The 14,861-nt window shown below is 66.7% G+C and carries 15 protein-coding genes; 12 read left to right on the top strand and 3 right to left on the bottom strand.

The window, feature by feature from the left end; translation table 11 throughout:
* Positions 1-35: 35 nt before the first annotated feature.
* The 11 genes from puhC (at position 36) to CCR84_RS00170 (ending at position 11,259) form a co-directional block, all read left to right on the top strand.
* Positions 36-524, top strand: coding sequence for a photosynthetic complex assembly protein PuhC (puhC, locus tag CCR84_RS00220; RefSeq protein WP_201208926.1), 489 nt, complete (start codon positions 36-38; stop codon positions 522-524).
* Between the two features lie 174 nt (positions 525-698).
* Positions 699-1,472, top strand: coding sequence for a putative photosynthetic complex assembly protein PuhE (gene puhE, locus CCR84_RS00215; protein ID WP_201208925.1), 774 nt, complete (start codon positions 699-701; stop codon positions 1,470-1,472).
* Between the two features lie 217 nt (positions 1,473-1,689).
* Positions 1,690-2,727: a magnesium chelatase ATPase subunit I gene (bchI, locus tag CCR84_RS00210; protein WP_274610760.1), complete on the top strand. Its 1,038-nt coding sequence runs from the start codon at positions 1,690-1,692 to the stop codon at positions 2,725-2,727.
* Complete coding sequence (locus CCR84_RS00205) at positions 2,724-4,535, top strand: magnesium chelatase subunit D (RefSeq protein ID WP_201208923.1); 1,812 nt, start codon at positions 2,724-2,726, stop codon at positions 4,533-4,535. Before bchI ends, CCR84_RS00205 begins: the two co-directional genes overlap by 4 nt.
* 20 nt (positions 4,536-4,555) lie before the next feature.
* On the top strand, positions 4,556-5,452 hold the full coding sequence (gene bchO, locus CCR84_RS00200; RefSeq protein ID WP_201208922.1) for an alpha/beta fold hydrolase BchO: 897 nt from the start codon (positions 4,556-4,558) through the stop codon (positions 5,450-5,452).
* Between the two features lie 93 nt (positions 5,453-5,545).
* Entirely contained in the window at positions 5,546-7,069 is a 1,524-nt protein-coding gene (locus CCR84_RS00195) for a phytoene desaturase (protein WP_207186163.1), read from the top strand.
* Positions 7,050-8,120 carry a phytoene/squalene synthase family protein gene (locus CCR84_RS00190; RefSeq protein WP_201208921.1) on the top strand — a complete coding sequence of 357 codons (1,071 nt, stop codon included), beginning with the start codon at positions 7,050-7,052 and terminating at the stop codon, positions 8,118-8,120. The genes CCR84_RS00195 and CCR84_RS00190 overlap by 20 nt, the downstream gene beginning before the upstream one ends.
* A 125-nt stretch (positions 8,121-8,245) precedes the next feature.
* Positions 8,246-9,130 carry a polyprenyl synthetase family protein gene (locus tag CCR84_RS00185; RefSeq protein WP_201208920.1) on the top strand — a complete coding sequence of 295 codons (885 nt, stop codon included), beginning with the start codon at positions 8,246-8,248 and terminating at the stop codon, positions 9,128-9,130.
* 326 nt (positions 9,131-9,456) lie between these two features.
* Positions 9,457-9,762, top strand: coding sequence for a hypothetical protein (locus CCR84_RS00180; RefSeq protein WP_201208919.1), 306 nt, complete (start codon positions 9,457-9,459; stop codon positions 9,760-9,762).
* Between the two features lie 143 nt (positions 9,763-9,905).
* Positions 9,906-10,574, top strand: a complete 669-nt coding sequence (locus tag CCR84_RS00175) for a ribonuclease T2 family protein (RefSeq protein WP_201208918.1) — start codon at positions 9,906-9,908, stop codon at positions 10,572-10,574.
* A 76-nt stretch (positions 10,575-10,650) separates the two neighbouring features.
* On the top strand, positions 10,651-11,259 hold the full coding sequence (locus tag CCR84_RS00170; RefSeq protein ID WP_201208917.1) for a 3'-5' exonuclease: 609 nt from the start codon (positions 10,651-10,653) through the stop codon (positions 11,257-11,259).
* Between the two features lie 57 nt (positions 11,260-11,316).
* Here the strand turns inward: CCR84_RS00170 and CCR84_RS00165 are convergent, their stop codons facing one another.
* The 3 genes from CCR84_RS00165 to CCR84_RS00155 form a co-directional block, all read right to left on the bottom strand.
* Complete coding sequence (locus CCR84_RS00165; protein WP_201208916.1) at positions 11,317-11,616, bottom strand: hypothetical protein; 300 nt, start codon at positions 11,614-11,616, stop codon at positions 11,317-11,319.
* A 72-nt stretch (positions 11,617-11,688) separates the two neighbouring features.
* Positions 11,689-12,177, bottom strand: a complete 489-nt coding sequence (locus tag CCR84_RS00160) for a thioredoxin domain-containing protein (protein WP_201208915.1) — start codon at positions 12,175-12,177, stop codon at positions 11,689-11,691.
* Positions 12,178-12,657: 480 nt separating this feature from the next.
* Positions 12,658-13,710: a tetratricopeptide repeat protein gene (locus CCR84_RS00155; RefSeq protein WP_201208914.1), complete on the bottom strand. Its 1,053-nt coding sequence runs from the start codon at positions 13,708-13,710 to the stop codon at positions 12,658-12,660.
* A gap of 206 nt (positions 13,711-13,916) precedes the next feature.
* Here CCR84_RS00155 and CCR84_RS00150 point away from each other — a divergent pair, with 206 nt between their 5' ends.
* Entirely contained in the window at positions 13,917-14,729 is an 813-nt protein-coding gene (locus tag CCR84_RS00150; protein WP_201208913.1) for a glycoside hydrolase family 15 protein, read from the top strand.
* Positions 14,730-14,861: the final 132 nt, after the last annotated feature.

Here is a 14,861-nt window from a genome sequence, read left to right as displayed (position 1 = left end):
GCCGACTGGCGCGACCCACGTAGGCGAATCGACAAGTGCATCACGACGAACCCGAATTCGGCTCGCAGCCGTTCCCGCGCGCACCGCTGATCGGCGCCGGCATCCTCATTGCCGTCGTCGTCACCGGTGTCGCCATCGCCCGCCTCAGCGGCTTCGACCCGCGCGTCGCGCCGCCGGCGCCGGCGGTCGAGACGCGCGCGCTCTCCTTCTCGACCCAGCCCGACGGCGCCTTCTTGGTCGTCGATGCCGACACGCGCGAGCAGTTGCTGACGCTGGCGCCCGGCGAGGACGGCTTCCTGCGCGCGTCGATCCGCTCGATCAACCGCGAACGCAAGCGCCAGGGCATCCCCGAGGACACCCCGTACCAGCTCGTCGTGCATCAGGACGGCCACCTGAGCCTCGAGGACACCCCGACCGGCCGCAGCTTCGACCTCGGCGGCTTCGGCTCGACCAACACCGCCGTCTACGCCAAGCTGCTCGGCTCGGTGCGGGCGCAGGCAGCCGGAGAGAGCGCTCAGCGATAGCCGGGTGCGGAGCGCGCCCCCGTTCGGACCTCACGGCCCTCCCACCACCGCTCCCGCAGCAGTCCTGTGGTGGGAGGGCCGTCAGGCCCGAACAGGTGTCGATCCGCGGCCACGTCTCCCTCGCACTGAACGCCTAGCCCCTAACACTTAACGCCTAGCTCCTGCCCCCCCTCGATGTCCGACTTCGCCAGCTACGCCATTCCGGCCGCGTTCGCCGCGTTCGTGTGGTGGTCGTCGACCGGGGTGATCTTCTACCTCGACGGCTTGCCGCGGCACACCTTCCGCTGGTCGATGGCCGGGGCGACGATCCTGCTCGTCGGCGCGCTGGTCGGGCTCGCGGCGAGTTCGCAGGAGACGAGCGTCGCTGCCGCCTACCAGTCCTTCTTCTGCGCGATCGTCATCTGGGCGTGGTTCGAGATGAGCTTCCTGATGGGCTTCATCATCGGCCCGCGGCGCGCGCTCGACCGGCCACCGACCGAGGGCTTCCAGCGCTTCGTGAACGCGACCGAAGCCATCCTCTACCACGAGATCGCGCTCGTCTTCGGCGCCGTGCTGGTCTGGGCCCTGACCACCGACGCGCCGAACCTGGTCGGTGCCTGGACCTTCGCCGTGCTCTGGGTGATGCGCCTCTCGGCCAAGCTCAACCTCTTCCTCGGCGTTCCCAACCTCTCCGCCGAACTGCTCCCCGAACACCTCTCGCACCTGCGCCAGTACCTGACGCAGCGTCCGATGAACATGCTCTTCCCGCTCTCGCTCTCGCTCTCGGGGGCCGCCGCCATCCTGCTCATCCGCGAGATTCTCGTCTTCCCGGCCGATTCATTCGAGGCCACCGGCCTCACCCTGGTCACCACCCTGCTCGCTCTGGCCATCATCGAACACTGGCTGATGGTGGTCCCGATCAACGGTTCCCGGCTCTGGGAATGGGCGCTGCATCGGGACCGGCGCTGACCCGCGTTCCCGCCAGAGTGCGCGGCCGCCGCCTGAGCGCCGAAGTATTCCCGGCTCGCGGCGGCGCGGGTTAAAATCCCGCGCTTGCGCCAGCGGGCGCCGCCTGCTCACGCGTCGGCACCTTCCGCTGTCGGTTCCGCTATTCACACAGGAGGAGACCACCGGGTCTTCTCCCTCGATTGTCGCCGCGGCTCGCGCCGCGCGCGGGGAGATATAAATGGGTTTGGCATATCCGTACGCCGCTATCGTCGGTCAGGATGAAATGAAGCATGCGCTGCTGATCGCGGCGGTTGATCCATCCATTGGCGGCGTCCTCGTCTTTGGCGATCGCGGTACCGGCAAGTCGACCGCGGTGCGCTCGCTCGCTTCGCTGTTGCCCCCGATGCCGGTCATCGCCGGCTGCCGCTACAACTGCGACCCGAACGCGCCGGCGATGCCCTCGCTGTGCGAACTGTGTGCAAGCGAGGGCGGCAAGGAAAAGGCCGCGAAGAAAAAGGTCAAGGCCCCGGTGCCGGTGGTCGATCTGCCGCTCGGCGCGACCGAGGACCGCGTGGTCGGCGCGCTCGACCTCGAACGCGCTCTGGCGCAGGGCGTCAAGGCCTTCGAGCCGGGCCTGCTCGCCCGCGCACACCGCGGCTTCCTCTACATCGATGAAGTGAACCTGCTCGAAGACCACCTGGTCGATGTCCTGCTCGACGTCGCCGCCTCGGGCGAGAACGTCGTCGAGCGCGAAGGTCTTTCCGTCCGTCACCCGGCACGCTTCGTCCTCGTCGGTTCGGGCAACCCGGAAGAAGGCGAACTGCGCCCGCAGCTGCTCGACCGCTTCGGCCTCTCGGTCGAAGTGAAGACGCCGACCGACATCGCCGCGCGCATCGAGGTCATCCGTCGCCGCGACGAGTTCGACCGCGATCCGGTCGCCTTCACCGAGAAGTGGTCGAAGGAGAATGCCAAGCTGCGCAAGCAGATCGTCGCCGGTCGCGAGAAGCTGAAGGAAGTCGAGGTGCCGCAGGCAGCGCTCGAACGCGCCGCGCAACTGTGCATCAAGCTCGGTACCGACGGCCTGCGCGGCGAACTGACGCTGATGCGCACCGCGCGCGCACTGGCTGCGCTCGAAGGCGACAACGTGGTCACCGACGACCACCTGAAGCGCATCGCACCGGCCGCGCTGCGCCACCGCCTGCGCCGCAACCCGCTCGACGATTCGGGTTCGACGACGCGCGTCGAGCGCGCGATCGCCGAACTGTTCGGCGCGTGAGCGCAGCGGCCCACTGGAGCGAGGCGGTACTCGCCGCCTCGCTGCTGGCGATCGATCCGGCCGGACTCGGCGGCGTCAATGTGCGCTCGCTCGCCGGTCCGGTGCGCGACCGCTGGCTGCGCGACTTCACGGGCCTGCTGCCCGAGGGGACGCCGGTACGACGCGTGCCGCTGCATATCGCCGACAGCCGCTTGCTCGGCGGTCTCGACCTGGCGCAGACCCTGCAGGCCGGGCGTCCGGTCGCCGAGCGCGGTGTCCTTGCCGAAGTCAATGGCGGTATCGCGATCATGGCGATGGGCGAACGGCTGACGCCGTCGACTGCGGCGCGCCTGACTGCGGTGCTCGACAACGGCGAAGTGATCCTCGAACGCGACGGGCTGGCCATGCGCCTGCCTTCGCGCTTCGGCGTGGTCGTTCTCGACGAGGGCGTCACCGAGGACGAGAAGCCGCCGACGGCGCTGCTCGAACGGCTCGCCTTCTCGGTGATCCTCACCGACGTCAGCATCCGCGACACCGATGCCTTGGCGCCGACGCCCGATGAGATTGCCGACGCGCGTGCGCTCCTGGGTTCCGTCGTCGTTCCCGACAAGCTGGTCGAGGCGATCTGCGGCGCCGGCGTGGCGCTCGGCGTCGCTTCGCTGCGCCCGACGCTGATGGCCGTGCGTGTCGCGCGGGCCTCGGCTGCGCTCGCCGGACGCGTCGAGGCCGAGGAAGACGACGCCTCGGTGGCTGTGCGTCTGGTGCTGGTGCCGCGGGCGACGCGCATTCCCGAAGCGCCTTCCGAGGAACCACAGCCCGAAGAGCAGCCGCCGGAGGAGCCTCCTCCCGAGCAGCCGCCCGAGGATCAGCCGCCGCCCGAGGGCGACGACGACGAGGTCAAGCCGCCGCCCGAGGTCGACAAGCCGCTCGAGGACGTCGTGCTCGCCGCAGCGCTGGCGGCGATGCCGGCCGGACTGCTGGCGCAGTTGCGTGCTGCCCAGTTCATGCGCAACCGCGCCGCCGCCGGCGGTCGCAGCGGTGCTTCGAAGCAATCGGGCGGACGCGGCCGGCCGGTCGGAACGCGCCGCGGCATGCCGCAGAACGGCAATCGCCTCAACGTCGTCGAGACCCTGCGCAACGCCGCACCATGGCAGCCGATCCGCCGCCGTGAAGCCGAAGCCAGCGGCCGCTACACGGAGGGCGGGCGTCGCGTCGAAGTGCGCCAGGACGATTTCCGCATCACCCGCTACAAGCAGAAGTCGCAGACGACCAGCATCTTCGTCGTCGACGCGTCCGGCTCGGCTGCGCTGCACCGGCTGGCCGAGGCCAAGGGCGCGGTCGAGCTGCTGCTCGCCGATTGCTACGTGCGCCGCGACCGCGTCGCGCTGATCGCCTTCCGCGGCACTGGCGCCGAGGTGCTGCTGCCGCCGACGCGCTCGCTGGTGCGCGCCAAGCGTGCGCTGTCGAGCCTGCCCGGTGGTGGTGGCACGCCCTTCGCTGCCGGCATCGACGCGGCCGTCGAACTCGCCGACGCGGTCCGCCGACGTGGCGAGACGCCGCTGCTGGTCTTCCTCACCGACGGCAAGGCCAACGTCGGTCGCGACGGCAAGGGCGGTCGCCAGCAGGCGGGCGAGGACGCGCTCGCCGCTGCGCGCATGCTGCGTGCGGCGAGTTTCACCGCGCTGATGGTCGATACCTCGCCGCAGCCGCAGCCACAGGCGCAGAAGATCGCACGCGAGATGGACGCACTCTACCTCCCGCTGCCTTACGCCGACGCCAAGGGCATCTCGAAGACGGTGCTCGCGGCGACGCCCTCGGCACGCGGCTGAGGTCGGGGCAGGGGGCGAGCGTGGCCGCCGCTCTGGACTGGGAAGACGCGGGGCGCGACTGGCCGAATCGCTCGGCCAGTCGCTTCGTCAGCGCTGCCGGCCTGCGCTGGCACGTGCAGCAGATGGGTTCGGGTCCGGCACTGTTGCTGGTGCACGGCACCGGTGCCGCGACGCACTCCTGGCGGGCGCTGGCACCGCTGCTGGCGCGGCGCTTCACGGTGGTCGCCGTCGACCTGCCCGGGCACGGATTCACTTCGCGGGCGCCGGCTGCGCGCCTGTCGCTGCCCGGGATGGCGCAGTCGCTGCGCGAACTGCTGCAGGTGCTCGGCGTCCGTCCACAACTGGTGGTCGGCCATTCGGCGGGTGCCGCGATCCTCGCGCGCATGTGCCTCGACGGTGGTATCGATCCGTGCGCGCTGGTCAGCCTCAACGGCGCACTGCTGCCGCTGACCGGACTTCCCTCCTACGTCTATCTGCCGATGGCGAAGCTGTTCGCCGCCTTGCCGCTGATGCCGCGCCTGGTCGCCTGGCGCGCCGGCGATCCGGCGCTGCTCCGGCAGTTGCTCGCCGGCACCGGTTCGTCCATCGACGCCGAGGGTGAGCGCTGTTACCGGCAGCTGGTGTGCAACCCCGCGCATGTCGCCGCTGCCATCGCCATGATGGCGAACTGGGAGTTGCACGAGTTGGAGCGCGAGTTGCCGCGCCTGCCGGTGCCCCTGACCCTGGTCGTCGGCGCGCGCGACGGAATGGTCCCGCCCGAGCACGCCGAGCGCATCATCCGCTGCCTGCCGCAGGCGAGCGTGTACCGGCTGCCCGAGCTCGGTCACCTCGCGCACGAGGAAGATCCGGCCGCGGTCGCCGCGCTGATCGAGCAGGTCGCCTGCGCGGTGGGCGTCCTGCCGGCCGGCGCAGGCTGAAGCACCGCGAATGCCTGCGCGTCGGGTGCTGTGATAGACTCGCGCCCGACCGCGAACTGAGTGGCGGAATACCGTTTGAGAAGAGGTTTGGTTTTGAGCGAAACGAAGCAAATCAGCACCGGCGCCAATGATCGTCGCCCACACGCGGTAGTCATCGGCAGCGGCTACGGCGGTCTTGCGGCGGCGATCCGCCTCGGTGCGCGCGGTTACCGCGTCACCGTCCTCGAGCGCCTCGATGCAGCAGGCGGCCGCGGTTACGTGCACAAGAAGGACGGTTTCACCTTCGACGCCGGCCCGACGATCATCACCTTGCCTTTCCTGTTCGAGGAACTGTGGGAGATGTGCGGCAAGAAGATGTCGGACGACATCGACCTGCGCCCGATGCAGCCCTTCTACCGCCTGCGCTGGCACGACGGCTCGGTCTTCGACTACAGCAACGACGAAGCCGAGATGAACCGGCAGGTCGCCGCGTTCAACCCGGACGATGTCGAGGGCCTGGCCAAGTTCATCGCGCACAGCAAGCAGACTTACGCGCTCGGCTTCGAGCAGCTCGCGCACATGCCGTTCAACACCTTCGGCGACATGATGAAGGTGGCGCCGGACATGATGCGCCTGCAGGCTTGGCGCAGCGTTTACAGCATGGCGGCGAAGTACATCAGCGACCCGCGCCTGCGCGCGGCGCAGAGCTTCCACCCGCTCTTCGTCGGCGGCAACCCGTTCAACGTCACCTCGATCTACAGCATGATCGCCTACCTCGAAAAGAGCTGGGGCGTGCACTTCGCGATGGGCGGCACCGGCAGCCTGGTGAAGGGAATGGTCGGGCTGGTCGAGGGGCAGGGCAACAGCATCCGCTACAAGACCGAGGTCGAGCAGATCACGCTCGATGGCAAGCGTGCGACCGGCGTCCGCCTGAAGTCGGGCGAGCTGATCAAGGCCGACATCGTCGTCTCCAACGCCGACTCGGCGTGGACCTACAAGAATCTCGTTCCGGCCTCGGCGCGCAAGACCTGGACCGACCGCAAGCTCGACCGCGCGCGCTACTCGATGAGCCTGTTCGTCTGGTACTTCGGCACCAAGAAGCGCTACGAGGACGTCAAGCACCACACCATCCTGTTCGGGCCGCGCTACCAGGAGCACGTCGAGGACATCTTCACGCGCAAGGTGCTCGCCGAGGACTTCAGCCTCTACCTCTACCGGCCGACCGCGACCGACCCGTCGATGGCCCCCGAAGGTTGCGACAGCTTCTACGTGCTGTCGCCGGTGCCGCACCTCGAGTCCGGGACCGACTGGACCAAGGAAGCCGAGCCCTACCGCAAGAAGATCGAGAAGTACCTGTCGGACACGATCATGCCCGACCTCGAAGAGAACGTGGCCACGTCGTTCGTGACCACGCCACTCGACTTCAAGAATCGCCTCAACTCGATCCACGGCGCCGCCTTCGGCCTCGAGCCGGTGCTCTGGCAGAGCGCGTGGTTCAGGCCGCACAACAAGAGCGAGGACGTCGATCACCTCTATCTCGTCGGCGCCGGCACCCACCCGGGGGCAGGGCTTCCCGGCGTGCTCTCGTCGGCGAAAGTTCTCGATTCGGTGGTGCCAGATGCATCGTCATTCCGCTGAACATCATCACCGTCCCGACGACGCCGCCGTCTGCGCACGCCTCTTGCGCGGCGGCTCGCACAGCTTCTACGCCGCCTCGCTGGTCCTGCCGCGACGCATGCGCAAGCCGGCAGCGGCGCTCTATGCCTTCTGCCGCGTTGCCGACGACGCCGTCGACGATAGCCCGCCCGAAGAGAAGCCGGCGGCGCTCGCCTGCCTGCGCCGGCGCCTCGACGCGATCTACGCGCAGACGCCGCACGACCACCCGGCCGACCGCGCCTTCGCCCAAGTCGTCGTCCAGTACGCGATCCCGCGCACCTTGCCGGAAGCGCTGCTCGAAGGCTTCGAGTGGGACGCCGAGGGGCGCCGCTACGAGACCATCGAGGACCTGCACGGCTACGGCGCGCGCGTCGCCAGCACCGTCGGCGCGATGATGACCCTGCTCATGGGCGTGCGTGACCCCGACGTGCTGGCGCGTGCCTGCGACCTCGGCGTCGCCATGCAGCTGACCAACATCGCGCGTGACGTCGGCGAGGACGCGCGCGCCGGACGCCTCTACCTGCCGCTCGCCTGGCTGCGCGAGGCCGGCGTCGACCCGGACACCTGGCTCAAGGACCCGCGTTTCGACCAGCGTATCGGCTCGGTCGTCGCGCGCCTCTTGCGCGAGGCCGACCGCCTCTACGAGCGTTCCTGCGGCGGCGTCGCCGGACTGCCACTGTCGTGCCGTCCCGGCATCCACGCCGCGGCCCGCATCTATTCCGAAATCGGCCGCGAGGTCGAACGCAACGGCGGCGACTCGGTGTCGCGGCGCGCGGTGACGCCGATGTCGCGCAAGCTGCGCGGGCTGGCCGGCGCGCTGGCCGCGACCGCGCAACCGGCCCGTCACAACGCCGAACCGCCGCTCGAAGGAACCCGCTTCCTGGTCGAGGCCGTCGTCAACACGCACGCACCGGCGGCGGCACGGACGCCGCACTGGTGGGACTTCGCCAACAGCGCCAAGCGCACGCTCGAGCTCGTCGAACGGCTGGAGCGGCGCGACCGTGTGGCCGCGGCTTCGCGCAGCAGCGCCTGAGCGGGGACGCAGGTCAGGACCAGGCAATTGGCGCGGCCAGGCCGCGAAACAGACAATCAGGGATGCACGGCCTGAACCGTGCGCAAACTCGAAGCGCAAGCGATGGAGAGCAAGTGATGGATGCGATGAAGCGGATCGAAAAGACGCTGACCACGGCGATTGAACAGTCGCTGTCGGCGAGCGTGGCGCAGGCGACCGGTGCCGGTTGTCCGACGCGCCTGGCAGCGGCGCTGCGTTACGCCGTATTTCCCGGTGGCGCGCGCCTGCGTCCGCGCCTGACCCTGGCCGTCGCCTGCGCCTGCAGCGAAGATCATCCGGTCATCGCCGACGCCGCCGCCGCGGCGATCGAACTGATCCACTGCGGCTCGCTGGTGCATGACGACCTGCCGTGTTTCGACGACGCACCGACGCGCCGCGGCAAGCCCTCGCTGCACAGCGCCTTCGGCGAACGCCTGGCGGTGCTCGTCGGCGACGCGCTGATCGTGATGGCCTTCGAGACGCTGGTGCGCGGCTGCGCCGCCGCACCGCAGCGCCTGCCCGCGCTGACCACCATCGTCGCCCGTGGCTCCGGCTCCCCGTCCGGGATCATCGCCGGCCAGGCCTGGGAATGCGAACCGGTCGCCCCGCTCGCCGAATACCACCGCGCCAAGACCGGCGCGCTGTTTGCCGCCGCCACCATGGCCGGTGCCGCCGCCGCCGGTTTCGAAGCCGGTCCCTGGCGCACGCTCGGCGAAAAGCTCGGCGAAGCCTACCAGGTCGCCGACGACATCCGCGACGTCGCCTCGAACGAAGCCGAACTCGGCAAGCCGGTCGGCCGCGACGCCATTCTCGGCCGTCCCAACGTCGCGCGCGAGCGCGGCCTCGACGAAGCGATCGTCTACCTCGACCAACTCGTCAAGGAAGCGATCGACTCGATCCCCGAATGCAGCGGCGCCGCCGGCCTGCGCGCGGTGATCGAACGCCAGACGCAGAGCTTCCTGCCGGCCTCGCTGGCCAAGCGCATCGGCTGAACGCGGTCTGCCGCAATCCCCGATTACGGGGCGGGCACGCTTGATTCATAATGAATCAAATGTGCTCGCCCCGTAAGTGCATTGGGGCGTGCCTCCATTCGGGCCTGCCGGCCCTCCCACGACAGCCCATTCCGGGAGCGCTTTTCGTGGGAGCGGCGTCAGCCGCGAAACGGCGCCTCTCGACAAGACGTAATAAGCTTCCTCCAAATCCGTATTGGATGAACGCCGCCGCCATCCGTAGTCTTGTCCTGTAGTCCGGGAAGAGCGGTGCGCGCCTGCTGCCTGCGCGTGTCCATCGCCCCCGGGCATTCGACAGGGAGGCCGCGATGACCGTCTTGATTGTTGGGGGTGACAGGGTGGAAGCGATCCGCCAGGCAGTGGCGAAGATCGCTCCCGAAGAAACGACGCTGCGCGTCGAGCACTGGCCGGGGCGCAAGGCAGCCGATGCCCGGCGCTCGCTCTCGGCGGGGACCCGCCTCGTCGTCTTCGTCTGCCGCCATTTGAGCCACCCCTTGATGCTCAAGGTGCGCAAACAGGCCGACGAACTCGGCGTCCCCGTCGTCTATTGTCGGCGCACGGCGCCCGGATGGCAGGCGGAACTGGCGGAGCTGCGCGAACACGTTTTTGCCTGAAGGCAGGGTGCCGCTGAGCACGGTCGGCGACGCTCACATTTCCATTGCCTTCAGGACTCCCCTGGCTATGCTGAAGGAATGTTTGGCGCGCTGGTGCAGCCCAGTCCGTCAGCATTCCTTTTCATGCCACGGAGGGTTTCATCATGCTTCGCCGCTATCTCGGTTCCATCCTTCTGGGCTTCGTCGTCGCGTTCTTCACCTCCGGCCTCGAGGCCCGTGCCCGTGCCGCCGAGGAGGTGAGCCACGAGGCCGGTGTTTTCGACTACTACGTGCTCTCGTTGTCGTGGTCGCCGACCTACTGCCTGACGCACCCGCACGACAGCCCGCAATGCACCATCCAGAAGGGGTTCGGCTTCGTCCTGCATGGCCTGTGGCCGCAGTACGCGAAGGGCGGCTACCCGCAAAACTGCGCGACCGCAGATCGCCTGACCTCCGAGGCGATCGCTTTCGGTAACACGATCTTCCCGAGCCCGAAGTTGATCGACCATGAATGGGGCAAGCACGGGACCTGTAGCGGTCTGAATGCCCTCGATTACTTCAAGGTCTCCGATCAGGTCCGGACGAGCGTCAAGGTGCCGGTCGCGCTGGACAGCCCGGAGAAAACACAATACCTCACCGCAGCACAAATCATTGCGTCCATCGTCGCCGAGAATCCGGGGATGAGCAAGGAGGCGCTGGCCGTGGCCTGCAGCGGCCCCAGGTTGTCCGAGGTTCGCGTCTGTTTTGATCGCCAGCTGTCACCGATGGCCTGCGGCAAGGACGTCCGTTCGACTTGCGGGCGCAAAGAGATCCGCGTGCCGGCAGTGCGTTGAGTTTTCGTGGTGACGGACGTCGAACGGGGGCCACCGGCTGTTAAGATGCCGGCCATTCCTCTTTTCCGGACGTTTCATGGAACGCGTTGCCGTCATCGACTTCGAAACCACAGGGATGTCGCCCGAGCACGGCGCCCGGGCGACCGAGATCGGCATCGTGATCCTCGAAGGTGGCGTGGTCGTCGACCGCTACCAGAGCCTGATGAAGTCCGGCGCGCGGATTCCGTCCTTCATCGAAGAACTGACCGGGATCACCAACGCGATGCTCCGCCAGGCGCCGCCGGCGGCACAGGTGATGCGCGAGGCCGCGGAATTCGTCGGCGAAGCGCCCCTGATCGCCCACAACGCCTCGTTCGACAGCCGCTTCTGGCACGCCGAACTGGAACGGGTCGGTTTGAGCTGCCAACAGCCGTTCGCGTGTTCGATGCTCGTCGCGCGCAGGGTCTTTCCGTCGGCGCCGAGTCACAAACTCGGCACGCTGATCGAGTACGCCGATCTTCAAGTCACCGGCCGTTTCCACCGCGCGCTCGCCGACGCCGAGATGACCGCCAGTCTCGTCGCGCGGATGTGCGACGAGTTGGCGCGGACCTATGGACTGCGCGACGTCCCGCACTCGCTGCTGCGCAAGATCCAGGCGACGCCGAGGACTCGGCTGGCGGAATGCGTCAGGTCTTTCCGCGGCTGACGGGGGCAGGGCTGGAGTAGGCTCGATGCAACAATTCGAGACCTGACTCCGTGAAGCTCACTTCGGAAGGCGAACCTCGCCGTCGCTGAAAACGAGGTCAATGTTCTCGGGGGGCGATGGAAGTACGATCTTCACTTGCCCCCGCTCGGACTCTTGCGCGATCACATCGACAGCGCAGTCTTTCTTGATTCCGCAACGAACGAAGGAAACCTTCTGCCGGCCAGCGTCCTCGCGGACAGTTGCGCCAGGGGAGTAGTACAGTGAATCAAGGATCGGCTGGTACAGAATTTCCGTCTGCCCGGATGGGAGTTGCTGTACGGAAATGATGTCGACGTCTGCCTTTTTGTACTGCTTCATGTCGCCTCCACATGCGCCCAGGGATACGGACGTGCCCAAGATCAATGCCGCGACGAATCTTGTCATCTGAGTCTATCCTTTGTGCTTCATCAAGCTTGAGGCCGGATTTTGCTTCAGGGGCTTCGGGCTTATGATGCTGGTAGGCTGCTTGGCTTCCAGTTCCAGGATGCTTTTGCCCAGTTCCCTGGGAGTTTCAAAGCCAGCCCAGTCATCGGCGTCCACATTCTCACCCACCACTTCGTCGACAATTTCTCCCGCCCACGATGCGCAAGTGTTCGTGTATCGCCATGTGACATTTGCCTTCATCAACGCGTTGAAGTGTCTTGCTTGTGCATCTGAGAGTCGGTAATAGCGGCTTGCTACTGCCTTTGCGGAGGCTTCCATTCCCACCCGGATGTCTGAGGCATCGCCATTGTCAATTACATTCGGGTGCGCGTCCGGCCATAGTCCATAGTGAGTCGTCACGCCGTCGTGCGTGATCGTCAGCCAGGCGTGTCCCGTCGTATAGTCGTTTGCATCGCCCGCGACGTTGCTGTGAATGCCGAGCACCATATTTCCCATAGCGATCGTCCTCTGACGTAATGCCTCAAAGTGATTTCCGATGGGGTTTCCCTTCCGCGCTGCAGGCGTTGCTCAGTACGAGGACGCTCGCCGCGATGCGTTACGAGTGTTGCCCATGAGGGACAAACCGTGGCGCACTGAACCAACGTTCAGTCGGAGGTACGCGGGATTGTAAGCACAATAAATGCTTTTTGCATAGACACTGGCGCAGTTGGCGATGCCAAGGCATGGGAGTGCATCGGTACCGTGCAGCGGCGAACGCACTTTCCGCGTGGAAGTGGTCGCGACAGCGGCAGGCTCGGTATCAGTTCGCGCATCGTTGGATCGGTCGCCGAGAGCGGCGCCGTGCCGCAGGCAGGATCGTCAGCTCGCCTTGCAGTCGCTCGCCGAACTCGTCACCGAGACAGATCTGCTGGCGGAGCCTCGATGCAACAATTCGAGACCTGACCCCCGAGGGGGTAGCACCCGTGGAGCCGGAGTTCAGCGCACCTGGCTGACCTGGCGCAGGAGGGGCTGGAACTTCAGGATGGACGGCGGCAACTGCGCCAGAGCCTTCCGCCCAGCGGCCGCGGAGTCATAGTTGCCATAGATGATGACGACCTCGTCGCGACCGCTCAGCACGGGGCGATAGGCACGAAGCTGTTTCGGGTCGAGGTGGCGACGCAGGGAGGCAATCTGACGTTCGAGAACCTCGCGTCCGGCGGCTTCGCTGGAGGAAATCTGGATGAAGTAGTTCTTCTCCGGGGCGCGCTTCAACCAGGTACTGCCGGCGGCGATGAGATCACCGACCGCACCGCCGAGCGGTTCGGGGACGGAGGGCGCGCTGGCCGCAGCAGCGGGCACCGCCGCTTGCCTGCCCAAGGCGGCAGTTCGGGCACCCTCCATGAGTGGCGGTGTCTCGAAGAGCTGTGCCGTCTTGCCGGATCGGGGCGCCATGTTTTCCCGGACGGTCAGGGTCTTGGGATGTCTGGGGCCGAGGTTTTTTTCAAGGATGGCCAGACTGCGCTGATAGAGCGGGTCCGCCTTGGCATGCATTCCGAGCGTGCGATACAGCTGCGCCAGATTGTTCAAGGAGACGGCCACATCGGGGTGTTCGGCGCCGAGCGCGTTTTCCTGGATCGCCAGGCTGCGCCGATACAGCGGTTCGGCCTTTGCATACTGGCCCTGGGCCTTGTAGATCATCGCCAGGTTGTTGATACAACTGGCAACGGCCGGATGATCGGGGTCCAGCGCTCTTTCCAGGATGGAGAGGGTGCGCTGATACAGCGCCTCGGCCCTGGCGTAATCACCCTGATCGTGCACGAGCGATGCCAGCTCGTAGAGGGCTTTCGCCGTCTGCAGGCTGGCCTCTCCGGTCTTCTGTTCTGCGGTCCTGACCGCTTCTTCACGTTGCGCGATGGCGCGACTGTATTCGGCTGCCGAAAGCAATCGATCAGTCTCCGTACTGACGTTGTCGTAGTCGGTCGCGGCGAAAGCCGTCGCAGCAGCCAGCATCAGAAACGTCGCGAGAAGGCGTGCTTTCGTCGTTTGCATTGTCTCGATTTTCTCATGGATAAGGTCGCTGGTACTTCTTTGGCGAATGGAGCATGACCGCGCGTTTCTGGCGCGGTTCCCCGCCAGCGTCTGCCGATCTCTGGTGCGCATGTCGGAAATAGTGAGCAGACGACGGTTTTCTTACCGGCGAACAGGAAAGCCGTCGTCTGTCCCCCGTTCCGCGCTGGCGGAACCTCGATGCAACAATGCGAGACCTGACCCCGTGCCGTTTGCAGAAGGCGGACGAGTGGCGAAACAACGTCGCCAACTGGACCTTCACCACGACTGGTTTCCACAAGAACTGCCCGGGCTGCAACGGCAAGTATTACCTGCGCATCAACGTCACCGCCGACCCCAACGACGACGTCAGCCTGGCTTTCGGCAACGGCGTCGGCAGCCACGGCGAGCGCTGGATCATCGATGGCGGCTTCCTCGAACTCGTGCGCATGGGCGTGATGAGCCCGAGCGACTGGACCATCCTCGAAACCCTGCCCGAATACGACGCGATCCTCAAGCAGACCATCGCCGGCAAGGGTGACCCCTGGTTCCGTTACAACTTCGACGGCTATGGCGAGCACAACGACGGGCGCGATTACGACGGCAGCGGGCGCGGTCGCCTGTGGCCGATCTTCACCGCCGAGCGCGGCATCTACGAGATCGTCAAGTCGGGCGACGGCGCCAAGGGCAGCGCGTATCTCGGCGCGCTGAAGGCGTTTTCCTCACCGGCCGGGTTCATTCCGGAACAGGTGTGGAGCAACAGCGCCCACATCACCGGCTGGGTGACCGACACGCCGCCTGCGTATCCCGTCGGCAGCGCGACCAAGTCGATGCAGCCGCTGAGTTGGGCGATGGGCGAGTACATCAACCTGATTGCGGCGATGAATCGGAACCACAGCGACGCGCCGAGCGTCGTCTTCCAGCGCTATGCCTGCGACCAGCCGCAGACGACCGTGAACTTCATGGTCAAGGCGGAAACCCCCCTGAGTCAAGATAGTTGTCGGTGTGCCAAGAAGACGTAGCGGCGAACGTCCGCGAAGTCATGCTGTACCAGTGATGAGGGCGGGCCCCTCGGTGTCGCCGATCAGGCGGAGATGCCAAACCACCCTGAGCTGCGGTCGTAAAGAGCGACTGTGGTGAGCGTCATGGGAAAA

Origin of the sequence: Rhodocyclus purpureus, from assembly GCF_016653115.1 — a bacterium.
Taxonomy (GTDB): Bacteria; Pseudomonadota; Gammaproteobacteria; order Burkholderiales; family Rhodocyclaceae; genus Rhodocyclus; species Rhodocyclus purpureus.
The sequence above is the reverse complement of the archived record's forward strand: the minus strand, read 5'-3'. Positions and strand labels throughout refer to the sequence as shown.